The organism is Mesorhizobium sp. M0698, assembly GCF_040320455.1.
In the GTDB taxonomy this organism is placed as follows: Bacteria; Pseudomonadota; Alphaproteobacteria; order Rhizobiales; family Rhizobiaceae; genus Mesorhizobium.
In genome coordinates, this window is sequence record NZ_JAMYPQ010000003.1 from 232955 (window position 1) to 246303 (window position 13349).

At 64.4% G+C, this 13349-nt stretch carries 13 protein-coding genes; 3 read left to right on the top strand and 10 right to left on the bottom strand.

Annotated elements, in window-relative coordinates:
• Window positions 1–210 precede the first annotated feature (210 nt).
• From NKI16_RS08845 to bcoG, 6 genes are all read right to left on the bottom strand, one after another.
• A complete protein-coding gene (locus tag NKI16_RS08845) occupies window positions 211–993 on the bottom strand; it encodes a carnitinyl-CoA dehydratase (RefSeq protein ID WP_023677592.1) in 783 nt (260 codons plus the stop codon).
• The gene (locus tag NKI16_RS08850; RefSeq protein ID WP_352620661.1) at window positions 986–3064 is read right to left on the bottom strand and encodes an acetate--CoA ligase family protein; all 2079 of its coding nucleotides are present in this window, start codon (window positions 3062–3064) and stop codon (window positions 986–988) included. The genes NKI16_RS08845 and NKI16_RS08850 overlap by 8 nt, the downstream gene beginning before the upstream one ends.
• A gap of 201 nt (window positions 3065–3265) precedes the next feature.
• Window positions 3266–4429: an acyl-CoA dehydrogenase family protein gene (locus NKI16_RS08855; RefSeq protein ID WP_352640926.1), complete on the bottom strand. Its 1164-nt coding sequence runs from the start codon at window positions 4427–4429 to the stop codon at window positions 3266–3268.
• Between the two features lie 4 nt (window positions 4430–4433).
• Complete coding sequence (locus NKI16_RS08860; RefSeq protein ID WP_352620665.1) at window positions 4434–5507, bottom strand: carnitine 3-dehydrogenase; 1074 nt, start codon at window positions 5505–5507, stop codon at window positions 4434–4436.
• Window positions 5504–6133, bottom strand: coding sequence for an HD domain-containing protein (locus NKI16_RS08865; RefSeq protein WP_352620667.1), 630 nt, complete (start codon window positions 6131–6133; stop codon window positions 5504–5506). The genes NKI16_RS08860 and NKI16_RS08865 overlap by 4 nt, the downstream gene beginning before the upstream one ends.
• A 31-nt stretch (window positions 6134–6164) precedes the next feature.
• Window positions 6165–7076 carry a 3-dehydrocarnitine:acetyl-CoA trimethylamine transferase BcoG gene (bcoG, locus tag NKI16_RS08870; protein ID WP_352451615.1) on the bottom strand — a complete coding sequence of 304 codons (912 nt, stop codon included), beginning with the start codon at window positions 7074–7076 and terminating at the stop codon, window positions 6165–6167.
• 76 nt (window positions 7077–7152) lie between these two features.
• Here bcoG and NKI16_RS08875 point away from each other — a divergent pair, with 76 nt between their 5' ends.
• A complete protein-coding gene (locus tag NKI16_RS08875) occupies window positions 7153–8133 on the top strand; it encodes a GlxA family transcriptional regulator (RefSeq protein ID WP_352620669.1) in 981 nt (326 codons plus the stop codon).
• A gap of 6 nt (window positions 8134–8139) precedes the next feature.
• On the opposite strand, the gene NKI16_RS08880 is transcribed toward NKI16_RS08875, so the two are convergent.
• Both NKI16_RS08880 and NKI16_RS08885 read right to left on the bottom strand, forming a co-directional pair.
• On the bottom strand, window positions 8140–8349 hold the full coding sequence (locus NKI16_RS08880) for a hypothetical protein (RefSeq protein WP_023680243.1): 210 nt from the start codon (window positions 8347–8349) through the stop codon (window positions 8140–8142).
• A gap of 166 nt (window positions 8350–8515) precedes the next feature.
• The gene (locus NKI16_RS08885; RefSeq protein WP_352620671.1) at window positions 8516–9172 is read right to left on the bottom strand and encodes an O-methyltransferase; all 657 of its coding nucleotides are present in this window, start codon (window positions 9170–9172) and stop codon (window positions 8516–8518) included.
• A 93-nt stretch (window positions 9173–9265) separates the two neighbouring features.
• Between NKI16_RS08885 and NKI16_RS08890 the strand changes: the two genes are divergently transcribed.
• Complete coding sequence (locus tag NKI16_RS08890) at window positions 9266–9898, top strand: TetR/AcrR family transcriptional regulator (RefSeq protein WP_352620673.1); 633 nt, start codon at window positions 9266–9268, stop codon at window positions 9896–9898.
• Window positions 9899–10028: 130 nt separating this feature from the next.
• Here the strand turns inward: NKI16_RS08890 and xylA are convergent, their stop codons facing one another.
• Window positions 10029–11354 carry a xylose isomerase gene (xylA, locus tag NKI16_RS08895; RefSeq protein WP_352568437.1) on the bottom strand — a complete coding sequence of 442 codons (1326 nt, stop codon included), beginning with the start codon at window positions 11352–11354 and terminating at the stop codon, window positions 10029–10031.
• Between the two features lie 110 nt (window positions 11355–11464).
• Between xylA and NKI16_RS08900 the strand changes: the two genes are divergently transcribed.
• Window positions 11465–11827, top strand: a complete 363-nt coding sequence (locus NKI16_RS08900) for a nuclear transport factor 2 family protein (protein WP_352619394.1) — start codon at window positions 11465–11467, stop codon at window positions 11825–11827.
• Between the two features lie 38 nt (window positions 11828–11865).
• On the opposite strand, the gene xylB is transcribed toward NKI16_RS08900, so the two are convergent.
• Window positions 11866–13320: a xylulokinase gene (gene xylB, locus NKI16_RS08905; RefSeq protein WP_352620743.1), complete on the bottom strand. Its 1455-nt coding sequence runs from the start codon at window positions 13318–13320 to the stop codon at window positions 11866–11868.
• Window positions 13321–13349 lie beyond the last annotated feature (29 nt).

Consider the following 13349-nt stretch of genomic DNA (forward strand, 5'->3'; position numbering starts at 1 on the left):
TGAATGGATCGCAATGAATCCGCGTGAACACCCCCCTCTGGCCTGCCGGCCATCTCCCCCTCAAGTGGGGAGATCGGCAGCTTCGGCGAAACCGCCTTTTCTCCGGCGTCGACAATTGGCGAAAGCGATGATGACATCCAATCTCCCCCCTTGAGGGGGAGATGTCCGGCAGGACAGAGGGGGGTGAGCGCCATCATTCCTGCAATACCACTACTTCCCCTTCCACACCGGATCGCGCTTTTCGGCAAAGGCGCGAAAGCCCTCGAGATTGTCCTCCGAGCCGTAGAGTGCGTCAACCGTCGACAGTTGCCGGCGCGTCACCCGGTTCATGGCGTCCTGGAACGTCAGCGATTCTGCGACCCTGGCCGTTTCCTTGATCGCGGCGAAGACCAGCGGCGGGCCGCTGGCAAGCAGCCGTGCGATTTCCCAGACGCGGTCCTCCAGTCTTTCCTTGGGCAGCACCTCGTTGACCAGGCCCCATCGATGCGCCTCGGCGACATCCATCCAGCGGCCGGTGAGCAGAAGGTCCATGGCGACATGGTAGGGGATGCGCTTAGGCAGCTTGATCGTCGCCGCATCGGCCAGCGTGCCGGCACGGATTTCGGGCAGGGCGAAGGAGGAGTGATCCGATGCATAGATGAGGTCGCAGGATAGCGCCAGTTCGAAGCCGCCGCCGACCGCCATGCCATTGACGCAGGCGATCACCGGCTTGTTGAGGTCGCGCAGTTCCTGCAGCCCGCCGAAGCCGCCGACGCCATAGTCGCCGTCGACCGCGTCGCCGCTGGCTGCGGCCTTCAGGTCCCAGCCGGCGCAGAAGAACTTGTCACCGGCGGTCTTGACGATGGCGACGCGCAAGTCGGGATCGTCGCGAAACGCCTTGAAAATCTCGCCCATCAGCCGCGACGTCTTCAGGTCGATGGCATTGGCCTTGGGCCGGTCGAGCGTGACTTCGAGGACAGCGCCTTCGCGGCGGGTCGAAATGATTTCAGACATTCTTCTTGTCTCCAAGCACCAGCAGCGCATCGGCGATCCAGGCGCCCTTGCCTTCGGTGCAGACGATCAGCGGATTGATGTCGAGTTCCTCGATCTCGCCGGCGTTTTGCTGCACGAAAGCGGCAATGCCCGATATCGCATCGATTGCCGCTGCGACATCGGCCTTCGGCCGACCGCGATAGCCGTCGAGCAGCGGGAACAGTTTCAGCCCGCGCAAAGCGGCCTCGATATCGTCGCGGGTCGCCGGCAGCATCAGCGTGACGCTGTCGCGCAACAGCTCGACCAGCACGCCGCCGGTGCCGAGCGTCATCACGGCGCCGAACATCGGGTCGCGGGTGAAGCCGACGAGCAGCTCGGCGACGCCGTCGCGCACCATGCGCTCGACATAAAGGCCCGTGCCGAGCGGGCCGAGATCGTGGGCGGCGGTGCTGACGGATTCGGCATCCCTCAAATTGAGCCGGACCGCGTCGAGCTCGGACTTGTGGATGACACCAAGGGCCTTCAGCGCCACCGGGAAGCCGAGCGCCATCGAGGAGATGACAGCTTCGACCGCGTTGCCGGCGCGCTCGCCCTTCGGCACGGGGAGCCCGGCCTCGATGAGCCGCGCCTTCGCCTCGGCCTCGTCCGGCGTGACATGGTCGCCGACCGGCGCGCCGGACGCCGAAGTGTCGATCGGCTGCGCCTGCGGCTCGCGCCAGGCCCAGCCGATGAAGGCCGCCGCCTGGGCGGCGTCCATGGCTTCGGAGATGCCGAACAGCGGCACCATGCCCCGCGCCATCAGGCCGGCAGTGTATTCCTCGGGCAGGTTCTCCGGCAGCGAGGAGACGATCGCGCCTTGCGCGCTGTTGGTCTTCAGCGCCACTTCGAAGGCGCGCAGCGTCGCCCACCAGTCGGTGTCCGAGCAGCGGTCGGGGCGCGGGAAATCGAGCACCAGCATGTTGAGGTCGAAGCCGCCCGACACCATCGCGGTGAAGGTGGCGGTCATCGCCGGCTCGTTGTTCCAGATGAAGGTGTGGTAGTCGAGCGGGTTGGCCACCGCGACCAGCGGCCCGAGCGTCGATTTGACATGCGCGCGGTGCTCGGGGGTGAGTGGCGGAAACGTCACCCAGCGGCCTTCGGCGCTGTCGGCCATCACCGACGCCTCGCCGCCCGAACAGCTCATCGACGACAGCCGGTAGCCGGGCAGGGGGCCGGTGACGTGCAGCAGCTTGAGCGCCTCGATGAAGGCCGGGATCGAATCGATGCGGGCGATGCCGAGCCGCTTCAGGAAGGCGCCGGACGCTGCGTCCGAGCCGGCCAGAGACGCGGTATGGGAAACGGTCGCCTGCCGCGCCTGCTCGGAGCGGCCGACCTTCATGGCGATGACAGGCTTTTTCAGCTCGCGCGCCCGTGCCGCCAGCCTTTCGAAGCCGGCTACCGAATCGAAAGCCTCGATATGCAAGCCGAGCGCGGTGACACGGTCGTCCTCGATCAGGCCGAGCGCCATTTCGGAAAGCCCGGTCTGCGCCTGGTTGCCGGCGGTCATCAGAAAGGCGATCGGCAGGCCGCGCTTCTGCATCGTCATATTGATGGCGATGTTCGACGACTGGGTGATGATGGCAACGCCGCGACCGCCTTCTGGCAGCCTGATGCCGCCATGCTGGTCGGGCCACAAAAGCGCGCCGTCGGCATAGTTGATGAGCCCGTAGCAGTTCGGCCCGATGATTGGCATTTGGCCCGCCGCCGCGACCAGCTCGGCCTGCAGCCGCTCGCCGTCCTCGTCATAGGCCTCGGTTTCGAGGAAGCCGGCGGCGAAGCAGACCGCACCGCCGGCGCCGCGCTCGGCCAGTGCCTTGACCACTTCGATGGTCAAGTGCCGGTTGACGCCGACGAAAGCGGCATCCGGCGCACCGGGCAATTCGGCCACCGAGCGATAGGCCTTGCGGCCGGCGACCTCGGCCTTGCTCGGATGCACCGGCCAGATCTCGCCGGCAAAGCCCATCTTGATCGATTGCGCGACGACGGCGGCAGCCTGCGCGCCACCGAAGACCGCGATTGTCCGCGGGCGCAAAAGGCGCTCAAGTTTGTGCATGAACACCCTCCTCTGCCCTGCCCTCTTTGCCAAAACTTGGCATCTCCCCCTCAAGGGGGGAGATTGGCAGTTGGGCCGCCGGCCCCAGGCATGCAACGGCAATAACTGGCGAAATCAGGAATGGCGGCCGATCTCCCCCCTTGAGGGGGAGATGTCCGATAGGACAGAGGGGGGCGCGAAGGAATGCAAACATTGCGCTGTTCAGCCCCCGAACGGGCGCAGCAGCGCCCGCGAGATGATGTGGCGCTGGATTTCCGAAGTGCCTTCCCAGATGCGCTCGACGCGGGCGTCGCGCCAGATGCGCTCGAGCGGCAAATCGTCCATCAGCCCCATGCCGCCATGGATCTGGATCGCCTCGTCGGCGACAAAGGCGAGCATCTCGGTGGCCTTCAGTTTGGCCATGGCCATGTCCTGGTCGGTGACGGTACCCTGATCGTACTTCCAGCCGGCTTCGAACACCATCAGGTCGGCGGCCTTCAGCTCGGTCGCCATGTCGGCGAGCTTGAACGACACGCCCTGGAACTTGCCGATCGGCTGGCCGAACTGCTGGCGCTGCGCGGCGTATTCGACGGCGTGGCCAAGCGCCCGCTCGGCGCGGCCGAGGCAGGTGGCGCCGACCTGCAGGCGCGTTGCGCCAAGCCAGGAATTGGCGACGTCGAAGCCTTTGTGGACCTCGCCCAGAACCTGACTCGCCGGCAACCGGCAATCGTCGAATTCGAGGATGGCATTGGTGTAGCCGCGATGCGAGACGTTGCGGTAGCCGTCGCGCACCGTAAAACCCTTGGTGCCCTTATCGACAAAGAAGGCGGTGATCTTCTTGCGTTTTCCACGCGAAGACCCTTCCTCACCCGAGGCCATGAAGACGATGGCGAAATCGGCGAGGTCCGCATGGCTGATGAAATGCTTGGTGCCGTTCAGCACCCAGTCGTCGCCGTCTTGCACGGCGGTTGCCTTCATGCCGCGCAGATCGGAGCCGGCGCCCGGCTCGGTCATTGCCAGGCAATCCCATTTCTCGCCGCGAATGCAGGGAAACAGATATTTTTCGCGCTGCTCCGGCGTGCCGGCGAGAAGGATGTTCGAAGGCCGCGCCACGCAGGTCCAATGCAGCGCGTAATTGGCGCGGCCGAGTTCCTTTTCATAAAGCAGCCAGGTCACCGTATCGAGCCCGGCGCCGCCGACATCGGCCGGCATGTTGGCGGCATAGAGGCCGGCTTCGATCGCCTTGGCCTTGATCTCCTCGATCAGGTCGCGGCGCAGCACGCCGGTACGCTCCACTTCGCGCTCATGTGGGTAAAGCTCGTTCTCGACGAAGGCCCGCGTCGTCTCGACGATGAGCTTCTGCTCCTCCGAAAGACCAAAATCCATGGTCTCAGCCTTTCTTCCTTTTCTTCGGCTTTTCAGCCTTGGCCTTTTCGGCCGCCTTGGAGGCGGTGGGCTTCTTGGCCGCGAGCTTGGCCAGCTGCCTGGTGTAGTCCTTATGCAGGGCGCCGGCACCCCAGCCTTTGCCTTTGTTCTGCTTCGACAGTGCCTCCATGATGGCGACCAGATTGTCGTCGCGGATCTTTTCGAGCTCGCGGATCGACAGACCGTGCGCCTGGTCGTCCGACTGCGTGGCGATCAGCTCGACCAGCTCATCGTTGAACTCCGGCACGTCCATCAGCTTGGTCCACGGCCATTTCAGGCACGGGCCGAACTGCGCCATGAAGTGGCGCATGCCGGCCTCGCCGCCGGCGACGCGATAGACCTGGAACATGCCCATCTGCGCCCAGCGCAGGCCGAAGCCGTAGCGCATGATGTCGTCGAGCTCCTCGACCGTGCAGATGCCGTCCTTGACCAGCCACAGCGCCTCGCGCCAGGCCGCTTCGAGCAGCCGGTCGCCGACGAACGCTTCGATCTCCTTGCGGATCACCACCGGCTTCATGCCGATCGAGGCATACATCTCCTTGGCGACTTCGATCGCCTCGGGAAAGGTCTGTTCGCCGCCGACGATTTCGACCAGCGGCAGCAGATAGACGGGGTTGAACGGATGGCCGACGACCAGCCGCTCCGGGTGCTTCTTCATCGCCACCTGCATGTCGGTCGGTTTGATGCCGGAGGTGGAGGATCCGACAATGGCGTTGGCCGGCGCATAAAGGTCGATCTCGGCCAGCACGCGGTGCTTCAGGTCGAGCCGCTCCGGCACGCTTTCCTGGATGAAGTCGGCGTCGGCCACCGCCTCGGCGATCGTCTTGGCGAAGGTAAGCTTGCCCTCCTTCGGCAGGCCGCCGGGCAGCATCTGCTTGTAGGCGCGTCGCGCTCCCTTCATCACCTCGCCGACCTTGCGTGACGCCTCGGGGTCGGGATCGAAGATCGACACGTCGATGCCGTTGAGCAGCAGCCGCGCCACCCAGCCGGCGCCAATGACGCCGCCGCCGATGGCGGCCGCCTTGTTGATGATGCTCATGCGGAAGCTCCGGTTCTTGTGCGGGCTGTTGCGGGGTCGGTGAGGGCGACACGCTCGCCGGCACGGATCACGGATGCGTCATAGGCCTTGCGCGCGAACACTTCGAGCACGAAGGGCCGGAAGAAATCGATCGGCAATGTCTCGTAGTCGGGATCGAAGCTCGACTGATCCCAGCGTTCGCAAAACTCATCGCAATCGTCGAAGTAGATGTGCCCGGCGAAACGGTCGCGGGCGTGTGGATTGCCGCCGAGGTGGTGGGCGTAATAGAGGCGCTGGAAATCGCCGTGCTTCTCCACCACCCAGGTGCATTGCTCGCGCACAAAAGGCTTCAGGATCGACGCCGCATACTCGTCGTGGTTATAGGGCGCGTAGATGTCGCCGATATCGTGCAGCAAGGCGCAGGCAATCCAGTCGGTGTCGGCGCCGTCGCGCCAGGCCCGTGTTGCCGCTTGCAGTGAATGGCCGAGCCGGGTGATCTTGTAGCCCGAGAGGCCCGCATCAAGCTGGACGAGCGCGTCGAGCAGCCGCTCGCCGGTCTTTACCGCATAGTCGATCTCGTGCTCGGTGAGGAACGCATAGTCCTCGCGGTCGCCGTCCTTCATGGCGGTGAATTTCACGGTCTTCATCGGCGGCTCCTCCCAACCGGCTACCGGCTTTTCAAAGCGGTGCGCGCTTCGTCAGGTTCAGCTTCTTGCGGACTTCGTCCGGGCCGATGACCCTGGCGCCCATATTCGACACGATGCTGACCGCCCGCTCGACCAGCTGCGCATTGGTCGCCAGCACGCCCTTGTCGAGCCAGAGATTATCCTCCAGTCCGACGCGGACATTGCCGCCGGCCAGCACCGCGGCCGCGACATAGGCCATCTGGTTGCGGCCAATGGCAAAGGCCGACCAGTTCCAGGTCGACGGTACATTGTTGACCATGGCCATGAAGGTGTTGAGGTCGTCCGGCGCGCCCCACGGCACGCCCATGCACAATTGCACCAGCGCGTCCGGCTTCAGCACTTCTTCCTCGACCAATTGCTTGGCGAACCACAGATGCCCGGTGTCGAAGGCCTCGATCTCCGGCTTGACGCCGAGCGCCGTCATCATGCCGCCCATGGCACGCAGCATGCCGGGCGTATTGGTCATGACATAATCGGCCTCGGCGAAATTCATGGTGCCGCAATCGAGCGTGCAGATTTCCGGCAGGCACTGGCGCACATGTTCCATGCGGTTGCTCGCGCCGCCCATGTCCGTGCCTTTTTCGTTCAGCGGCAGCGGCTTCTCCGGCGGGCCGAATACCATGTCACCCCCCATGCCGGCGGTCAGGTTCAGCACCACGTCGACGTCTGCCGCGCGGATGCGCTCGGTTACTTCGCGATAGAGATGCACGTCGCGCCTAGGCTTGCCGGTCTCGGGATCGCGCACATGGCAGTGCACGATTGCAGCACCTGCCTTTGCCGCCTCGATGGCCGAATCGGCGATCTCTCTGGGCGAGCGCGGCACATGCGGGCTGCGGTCCTGCGAACCGCCGGACCCGGTCACGGCACAGGTAATGAAAACCTCACGGTTCATCGCTAACGGCATCGGACTCTCTCCCAATAGAACGTAGGGCAAGAATGCCTGACTTGCCGGAAACTGTTTTGCGTTTTACGAAGATCGTGTGACCAAAAACGAAAAACCGACGATCTTTCGGGCCGAGCGTTTGCCGCTCAAGGTAACGCTGCTGGTATTCTCCGGCTCGTCGATCATGTGCGTCGCGTCGGCCGTCGATCCGTTGCGCGCCGCCAACCGCATTGCCGGTGAGACGCTGTTCGATTTCAGGCTGGTCTCGGTGACAGGCGAGGCGCCGGTCACCACATGCGGCCTGCCGGTGGTGGTCAGCGGCCGCTTCGATGCGGCTGACACAACCGATATGCTGGTCGTCGTCGCCGGCTTCGGCACGCAGAACTACGCCACATCGGCCCTGCTGTCCGGACTGCGCAGGGCGGCGCGCGCGGCACGCGCCTGCGGCGGCGTCGAGGCCGGCACCTGGCTGGTTGCCCGCGCGGGTCTGCTGGAGGGGCGCAGCGCCACCACCCACTGGGAGGACATGGAGGATTTCTCGTCGGCCTTTCCCGGCGTCGACGTGCGCCCCGACCGCTACGTCATCGATGGCCCGGTGTTCACCACCGGCGGCGCCTCGCCGACCTTCGACCTGATGCTGCATCTGATCCGCACGCGGCTCGGCATGGCCGTGGCGCTAGATGTCGCGAGCGTCTTCATCTACGACCAGGCGCGCGCCGCGACGGACGCGCAACCGCTGGTCTCGCTCGGCCGTCTCGACGGCTACGATCCCAGGCTGGCGCAAGCCATTCGGCTGATGGAAGCGCATGTCGACCAGCCGCTGACTATCGCCGCCGTGGCAAAGCGCGCCGGGGTGACGGCACGGACGCTGGAAAGCATCTTTCGCAAGTCGATCGGCGAAACGCCGGGCGCTTATTACCTCAGGCTGCGCCTCGGCGCCGCGCGCCGGCTGGTGGTCGACACGCGCATCGCCATGGCGGACATTGCCGGGCGAACGGGGTTTTCGTCCGCCGCGGCATTTTCCAGAGCGTTTTCAAGAGCGTTCGGCGAAGCGCCGGTCAGGCTGCGCCAGAGATAGTGGGGATCAGGCAGCGTCCTGGCGGTCGCTGCTGCCGTCGATCTGCGAGCGCATCTGTCTCGCAAGATGGGTCTCGAAGCGGCTGGCGACCGCGCGATCCCATTCGTTTGCACTCAGCGCACCTTGTTTCGGGTGCGGCAGCGCCATCAGCCGGTCGATGATCGATCCAGCCTCGCCAGATGAGAGCAGGGCGTCGATTTCGCGTTCGTGCTGCATATCGTTTCGCCTCCTTCTTTCTGAATCCCGCCACGAACCACACTATAGGAGGTTCGTGACGGCTGTTTGAAGGCAAGAGCGAGGCGATTGATGGGCGATGCCGGGCAAAGTTTTGTCCGCCGCCGCCCATCTTGGGCACGATCGTTCCGGCAGGTCAGGCAGTGCTTCAGCCAAGCCGCATCGACAGTTCAACATCCTCGCCGAACGGCGTGGACATGTAGCCACTCCCGGTCGAGCGCACCCGCTCGAGGTATTCGGGGCAAAGATCTGCGTTGTCGGCAACGACGAAGGCGCCCGGCCTGAGGCGGCTTTCAACCAGACTCAAGATCTCGGGATAGAGCGCTTTGGCGCCGTCGAGCAGAAGCAGGTCGACGCTTTCGGGAAGATCGACGCTTAATGTTTGCAGCGCGTCTCCTTCGCGGATTTCCACCATGTCAATGAGACCGCCTGCTGTCAGGTTACTCCTCGCGCGCGCGACCTTGGATGGCTCGAACTCGCTGGTGATCAGGCGGCCGCCGCCATTGTCCCGCAAGGCTGCGGCAAGGTGCAGGGTCGAGATGCCGAACGAGGTTCCAAATTCAACGATCGTCCTTGCGCCGCTGCCTCGTGCCAGCATGTAGAGCAGCATGCCGGTCTCTCGCGAGACGGGAAGCCAGAGGTCCTTTAGCCGCCCATAGAAATCGAGGTATTCGGTCTTGCTTCGAATGAGGCGGCTCCGCTCCTCGGCCGAGAGTTCCGCCACCGCGGGGCTCGTTGCGGCAGCGGCTTCCTCGAACAGGCGGTCCAGCAGGGGCGCGAGCGGCGTTGTCGTCAGTATGGTCATATCGGTCTCCAGTCGGAATGGAATGCGTTCTTGTGCGGCATTCAAAATACGACTAATCATTCGCATTTACTAATCGCATTGGCGCGCCCCTCAATGAGCGATCACCGAAGCTCCCGGATTTCCTCGCGAAAACAGCCCAAGCAAGCCCGCTCGGCGGAGCTCGTCGCTGCGATTTTGCAGGCTGCTGTTCAGGTTTTGGCGAAGGAAGGCGCGCAGCGCTTCACCACGGCACGGGTGGCCGAGAAGGCCGGCGTCAGCGTCGGATCGCTGTATCAGTATTTTCCGAACAAGGCGGCGATCCTGTTCCGGCTCCAGAGCGACGAATGGCGGCAGACGACCGATTTGCTGCGTGACATCCTCGAGGATATCAGGAAACCGCCGCTTGACCGGCTGCGCGACCTGGTCCACGCCTTCCTCCGCTCGGAGTGTGACGAGGCCGCGGTGCGTGTGGCGCTCGACGACGCCGCACCGCTTTACCGCGACGCGCCCGAGGCGCAGACGGCAAGGGCGTCCGGAGACCGCACCATCCAGCTCTTCATGCAGGAGGCGTTGCCCAACGCCGCGCAAGCGACTCGCGAATTGGCCGGCGATCTGGTCATGACGACGCTCAGCACGGTGGGGAAGCAGTTCTCGGAGACGCCTCGAACGCCCAAGGAGATTGAAGTCTACGCCAACGCCATGGCCGACATGTTTTGCGCCTACCTGAGAGGCTTCGATCACGGCTAAGGCAAATGCCAGGCCCGGTCAGCAAGCAGGGCGAAGTTTCGCACGGGGCAAACCTTGTTGGTTTCAGCCCCGCGGAAAGCCGCCTTTATCCGCGGCCGTTCGAACAATGCGGCCGCGAACCGGGTACGCCTCAGACGTACCGGTTGACGATGTTCTCGAGTAGCTCTTGGCGGCCGGATCTGGGCTGCGGCTCGATCTTCTCCTTGACGACGCGCTCAGCGACCTCCTCGAGCGTACGCTTGCCGGCAAGCATCGCCTTGGCCTCGGTCGAATCCCAGCCGGCATAGCGCTCGGCGAGCGGGGCGGACAGCGCCTTGTCCTCGACCATGCGTGCCGCTGCCTTGAGGCCGCGGGCGCAACAATCCATGCCGCCGATGTGGCCGATCAGCAGGTCCTGCGGATCGAGCGACTGGCGCCTGAGCTTGGCGTCGAAATTGGTGCCGCCGGTCTTGAAGCCGCCGGCCTGCAGCACCTGATAATAGGCGAGTGCCATCTCCGGCACATTGTTCGGGAACTGGTCGGTATCCCAGCCCGACTGGTAGTCGTTGCGGTTCATATCGATCGAGCCGAAAATGCCGAGCGCATTGGCCAGCGCCAACTCATGTTCGAACGAATGGCCGGCCAGGATGGCGTGGCCTTGCTCGATGTTGAGCTTGACCTCGTTCTCCAGTCCGAAACGCTTGAGGAAGCCGTAGACGGTGGCGACGTCGTAATCGTACTGGTGCTTGGTCGGCTCCTGCGGCTTCGGCTCGATCAGGATGGTGCCTTCGAAGCCGATCCTGTGCTTGTAATCGACGACCAGGTTGAGGAAACGGCCGGCCTGTTCCTGTTCGCGGGCAAGGTCGGTGTTGAGCAGCGTCTCATAGCCCTCGCGGCCGCCCCACAGCACGTAGTTCTCGCCGTTCAGCCGCTTGGTGACGTCGATGCAGTGTTTCACCGTCGCCGCCGAATAGGCAAAGACGTCCGGATCGGGATTGGTGGCGGCGCCCGACATGAAGCGGCGGTTGGAGAACAGGTTGGCCGTGCCCCACAACAGCTTGACGCCGGTCTGCTTCATCTTTCCCGAGAAATAATCGGCGATCTCGTCGAGCCGCGCCGCACTTTCGGAAAAGTCCCGGCCCTCCGGCCGCACGTCGGCATCGTGGAAGCAGAAATAAGGCGCGCCCAGCAACGAAAACATCTCGAAGGCGACGTCGGCCTTGAGTTTGGCCAGCTCCATGGTGTCGGTACCGCCGGCCTTGGGGAACCATGGCCGGTCGAACGTCTGGCCGCCGAACGGATCGCCGCCCGGCCAGGCGAAGGAATGCCAATAAGCGACGGCAAAGCGCAGATGGTCTTCCAGCCGCTTGCCGGCGACGATCTCGTCGGGATTGTAGAACCGGTAGGCCAGCGGATTGGTCGAATCCGGTCCCTCGTATTTGATCTGTTGGATGTCGCCGAAAAAACCGCTGCTCATGTTCTTTTCCTCTCGCATGGTTCGGCCTGATTACCTCAGGCGTAATTGGTTTCGCGCTGACGCTGGTCGAAAAGGCTCATGTCAAAGCCACCCAACGAAGGAGACAGACCATGACCGACCTCAACACCATTGCCGAAAACTACATCGCCGCCTGGAACGAGAGCGACGACGCGCGCAGAAAAGCCTTGCTCGAGGCAACCTTCACCGAGGACGTCGGCTATCGCGATCCGATCATGCAGGGCGACGGCCATGACGGCATCGCGGCGCTGATCGACGGCGTGCAGCAGCGCTTTGCCGGCTTCAGGTTCTCGCTGAAAGGCAAGCCGGACGGCTTCGCCGATACCATCCGCTTTTCGTGGAATCTTGGGCCGGACGGCATCGAATCCGTCATCGAAGGCACGGATATCGGCGTCATCGAAAATGGCCGGCTGAAAAGCGTCACCGGCTTTCTCGACAAAGTGCCGGCACAATGAGGCCTTCTCGGCAGGCCGCGGCGTGGGCGGGAAACCGTTCACGCCGTGGCGCCTCTGATCGCCGGATAAAGCTGGCGATAGCGCTGATAGGCTTGCGCATAGGCGTCACCGAGGGCGGCGACCGGCTCGACCGTGGCGTCGGTCGCCGGCGCCGCGCAGACGGCGCGCGGATCGGCACCGGTCGCCGCGATCAGGCCAAGTCGGGCCGCGCCAAAGGCAGCGCCGAAATCGCCGTCGGCTGGAATATCGACTGGCAGGCCAAGCGCTGTGGCGATTGCCTTCAGCCAATAGTGCGAGCGCGAGCCGCCGCCGATCGCCGTCACCCGGGTCAGCGTCGTGCCGGCTTTGGCCAGTGCTTCCAGACTGTCGCGGAAAGCGAAAGCGACGCCTTCGAGCACGGCCTGGGTCAGCGCCGCGCGGCCGGACTCGTGGGCAAGCCCGGTAAAGGCGCCCCGAATGACGGAATCATTGTGAGGCGTCCGCTCGCCCGAGAGATAGGGCAGGAAGGAGACACCGCTCGGCGCCTGCAGCGAATCGCCGAGTTCGGCGGTCAACTCGCCAGCACTTTTTCCAGCGATCCCCGACAGCCAGTTGAGCGAATCGGTTGCCGACAGGATGACGCCCATCTGGTGCCAGGTGCCGGGCAGTGCGTGGCAGAATGTGTGCACCGCGCTTTCCGGATTGGGCAGATACGACGCGTTGGCGGCAAAAAGCACGCCCGACGTGCCGAGCGAGACGAACGCCTGCCCGGCGCCGACCGTGCCCATGCCGCAGGCCGAAGCCGCGTTGTCGCCGGCACCGCCGGCGATCGGGATGCCCGCCTGCATGCCCCATTTGGCGGCCAATTCGGCGCGCAAGGCACCGGCCTTGGCCGTGCCTTCGACCAATGACGGCATCTGCCTTTCGTCGAGCGACGTGACAGCGAGCAGTTCGGAGGACCAGGCGCGTTTGCCGACATCGAGCCACGACGTGCCAGCCGAATCCGACATTTCCGAAATATGCTCGCCGGCGAGCCAGAGCCGCAAAAAGTCCTTCGGCAGCAGGACCTTTGCCACCCTGGCAAAAACAGCCGGTTCGTTGTTTTTCACCCAGGCCAGCTTTGGCGCGGTGAAGCCGGGAAAGACGATGTTGCCGGTCAGCTTGCGAAAGCGCGGGTCGGCATCGAGCGCGGCCGCCTCGGCGTGGCTGCGTGTGTCGTTCCATAGAATGCAGGGGCGCAGCACCTGGTCGGCTGCATCGAGCAGAGTGGCGCCATGCATATGGCCGGAAAGGCCGATGCCTTTGACCGCCGCGAGTTCCTTCGCATGCATTGACCGCAGCTCGCCGACCGCCGCTTCGCAGGCGCGGATCCAGTCGGCCGGGTTCTGCTCGGACCAGCCGGGATGCGGGCGCGACACGTCGAGCGGCGCATGGCCGGAACCGACGATGCTCTGCCTTGCATCGATCAGCAGCGCCTTGACGCCCGACGTGCCGAGATCGAGGCCGAGATACATGTTTCCTCCCATGACCGTCATGCCTGGCG

Bases quoted from the DNA above. Each gene is read 5' to 3' on its own strand.
- NKI16_RS08845 (WP_023677592.1), bottom strand. From the start codon at position 993: ATGTCTGAAATCATTTCGACCCGCCGCGAAGGCGCTGTCCTCGAAGTC.
- NKI16_RS08850 (WP_352620661.1), bottom strand. From the start codon at position 3,064: ATGCACAAACTTGAGCGCCTTTTGCGCCCGCGGACAATCGCGGTCTTC.
- NKI16_RS08855 (WP_352640926.1), bottom strand. From the start codon at position 4,429: ATGGATTTTGGTCTTTCGGAGGAGCAGAAGCTCATCGTCGAGACGACG.
- NKI16_RS08860 (WP_352620665.1), bottom strand. From the start codon at position 5,507: ATGAGCATCATCAACAAGGCGGCCGCCATCGGCGGCGGCGTCATTGGC.
- NKI16_RS08865 (WP_352620667.1), bottom strand. From the start codon at position 6,133: ATGAAGACCGTGAAATTCACCGCCATGAAGGACGGCGACCGCGAGGAC.
- bcoG (WP_352451615.1), bottom strand. From the start codon at position 7,076: ATGCCGTTAGCGATGAACCGTGAGGTTTTCATTACCTGTGCCGTGACC.
- NKI16_RS08880 (WP_023680243.1), bottom strand. From the start codon at position 8,349: ATGCAGCACGAACGCGAAATCGACGCCCTGCTCTCATCTGGCGAGGCT.
- NKI16_RS08885 (WP_352620671.1), bottom strand. From the start codon at position 9,172: ATGACCATACTGACGACAACGCCGCTCGCGCCCCTGCTGGACCGCCTG.
- NKI16_RS08890 (WP_352620673.1), top strand. From the start codon at position 9,266: ATGAGCGATCACCGAAGCTCCCGGATTTCCTCGCGAAAACAGCCCAAG.
- xylA (WP_352568437.1), bottom strand. From the start codon at position 11,354: ATGAGCAGCGGTTTTTTCGGCGACATCCAACAGATCAAATACGAGGGA.
- NKI16_RS08900 (WP_352619394.1), top strand. From the start codon at position 11,465: ATGACCGACCTCAACACCATTGCCGAAAACTACATCGCCGCCTGGAAC.
- xylB (WP_352620743.1), bottom strand. From the start codon at position 13,320: ATGTATCTCGGCCTCGATCTCGGCACGTCGGGCGTCAAGGCGCTGCTG.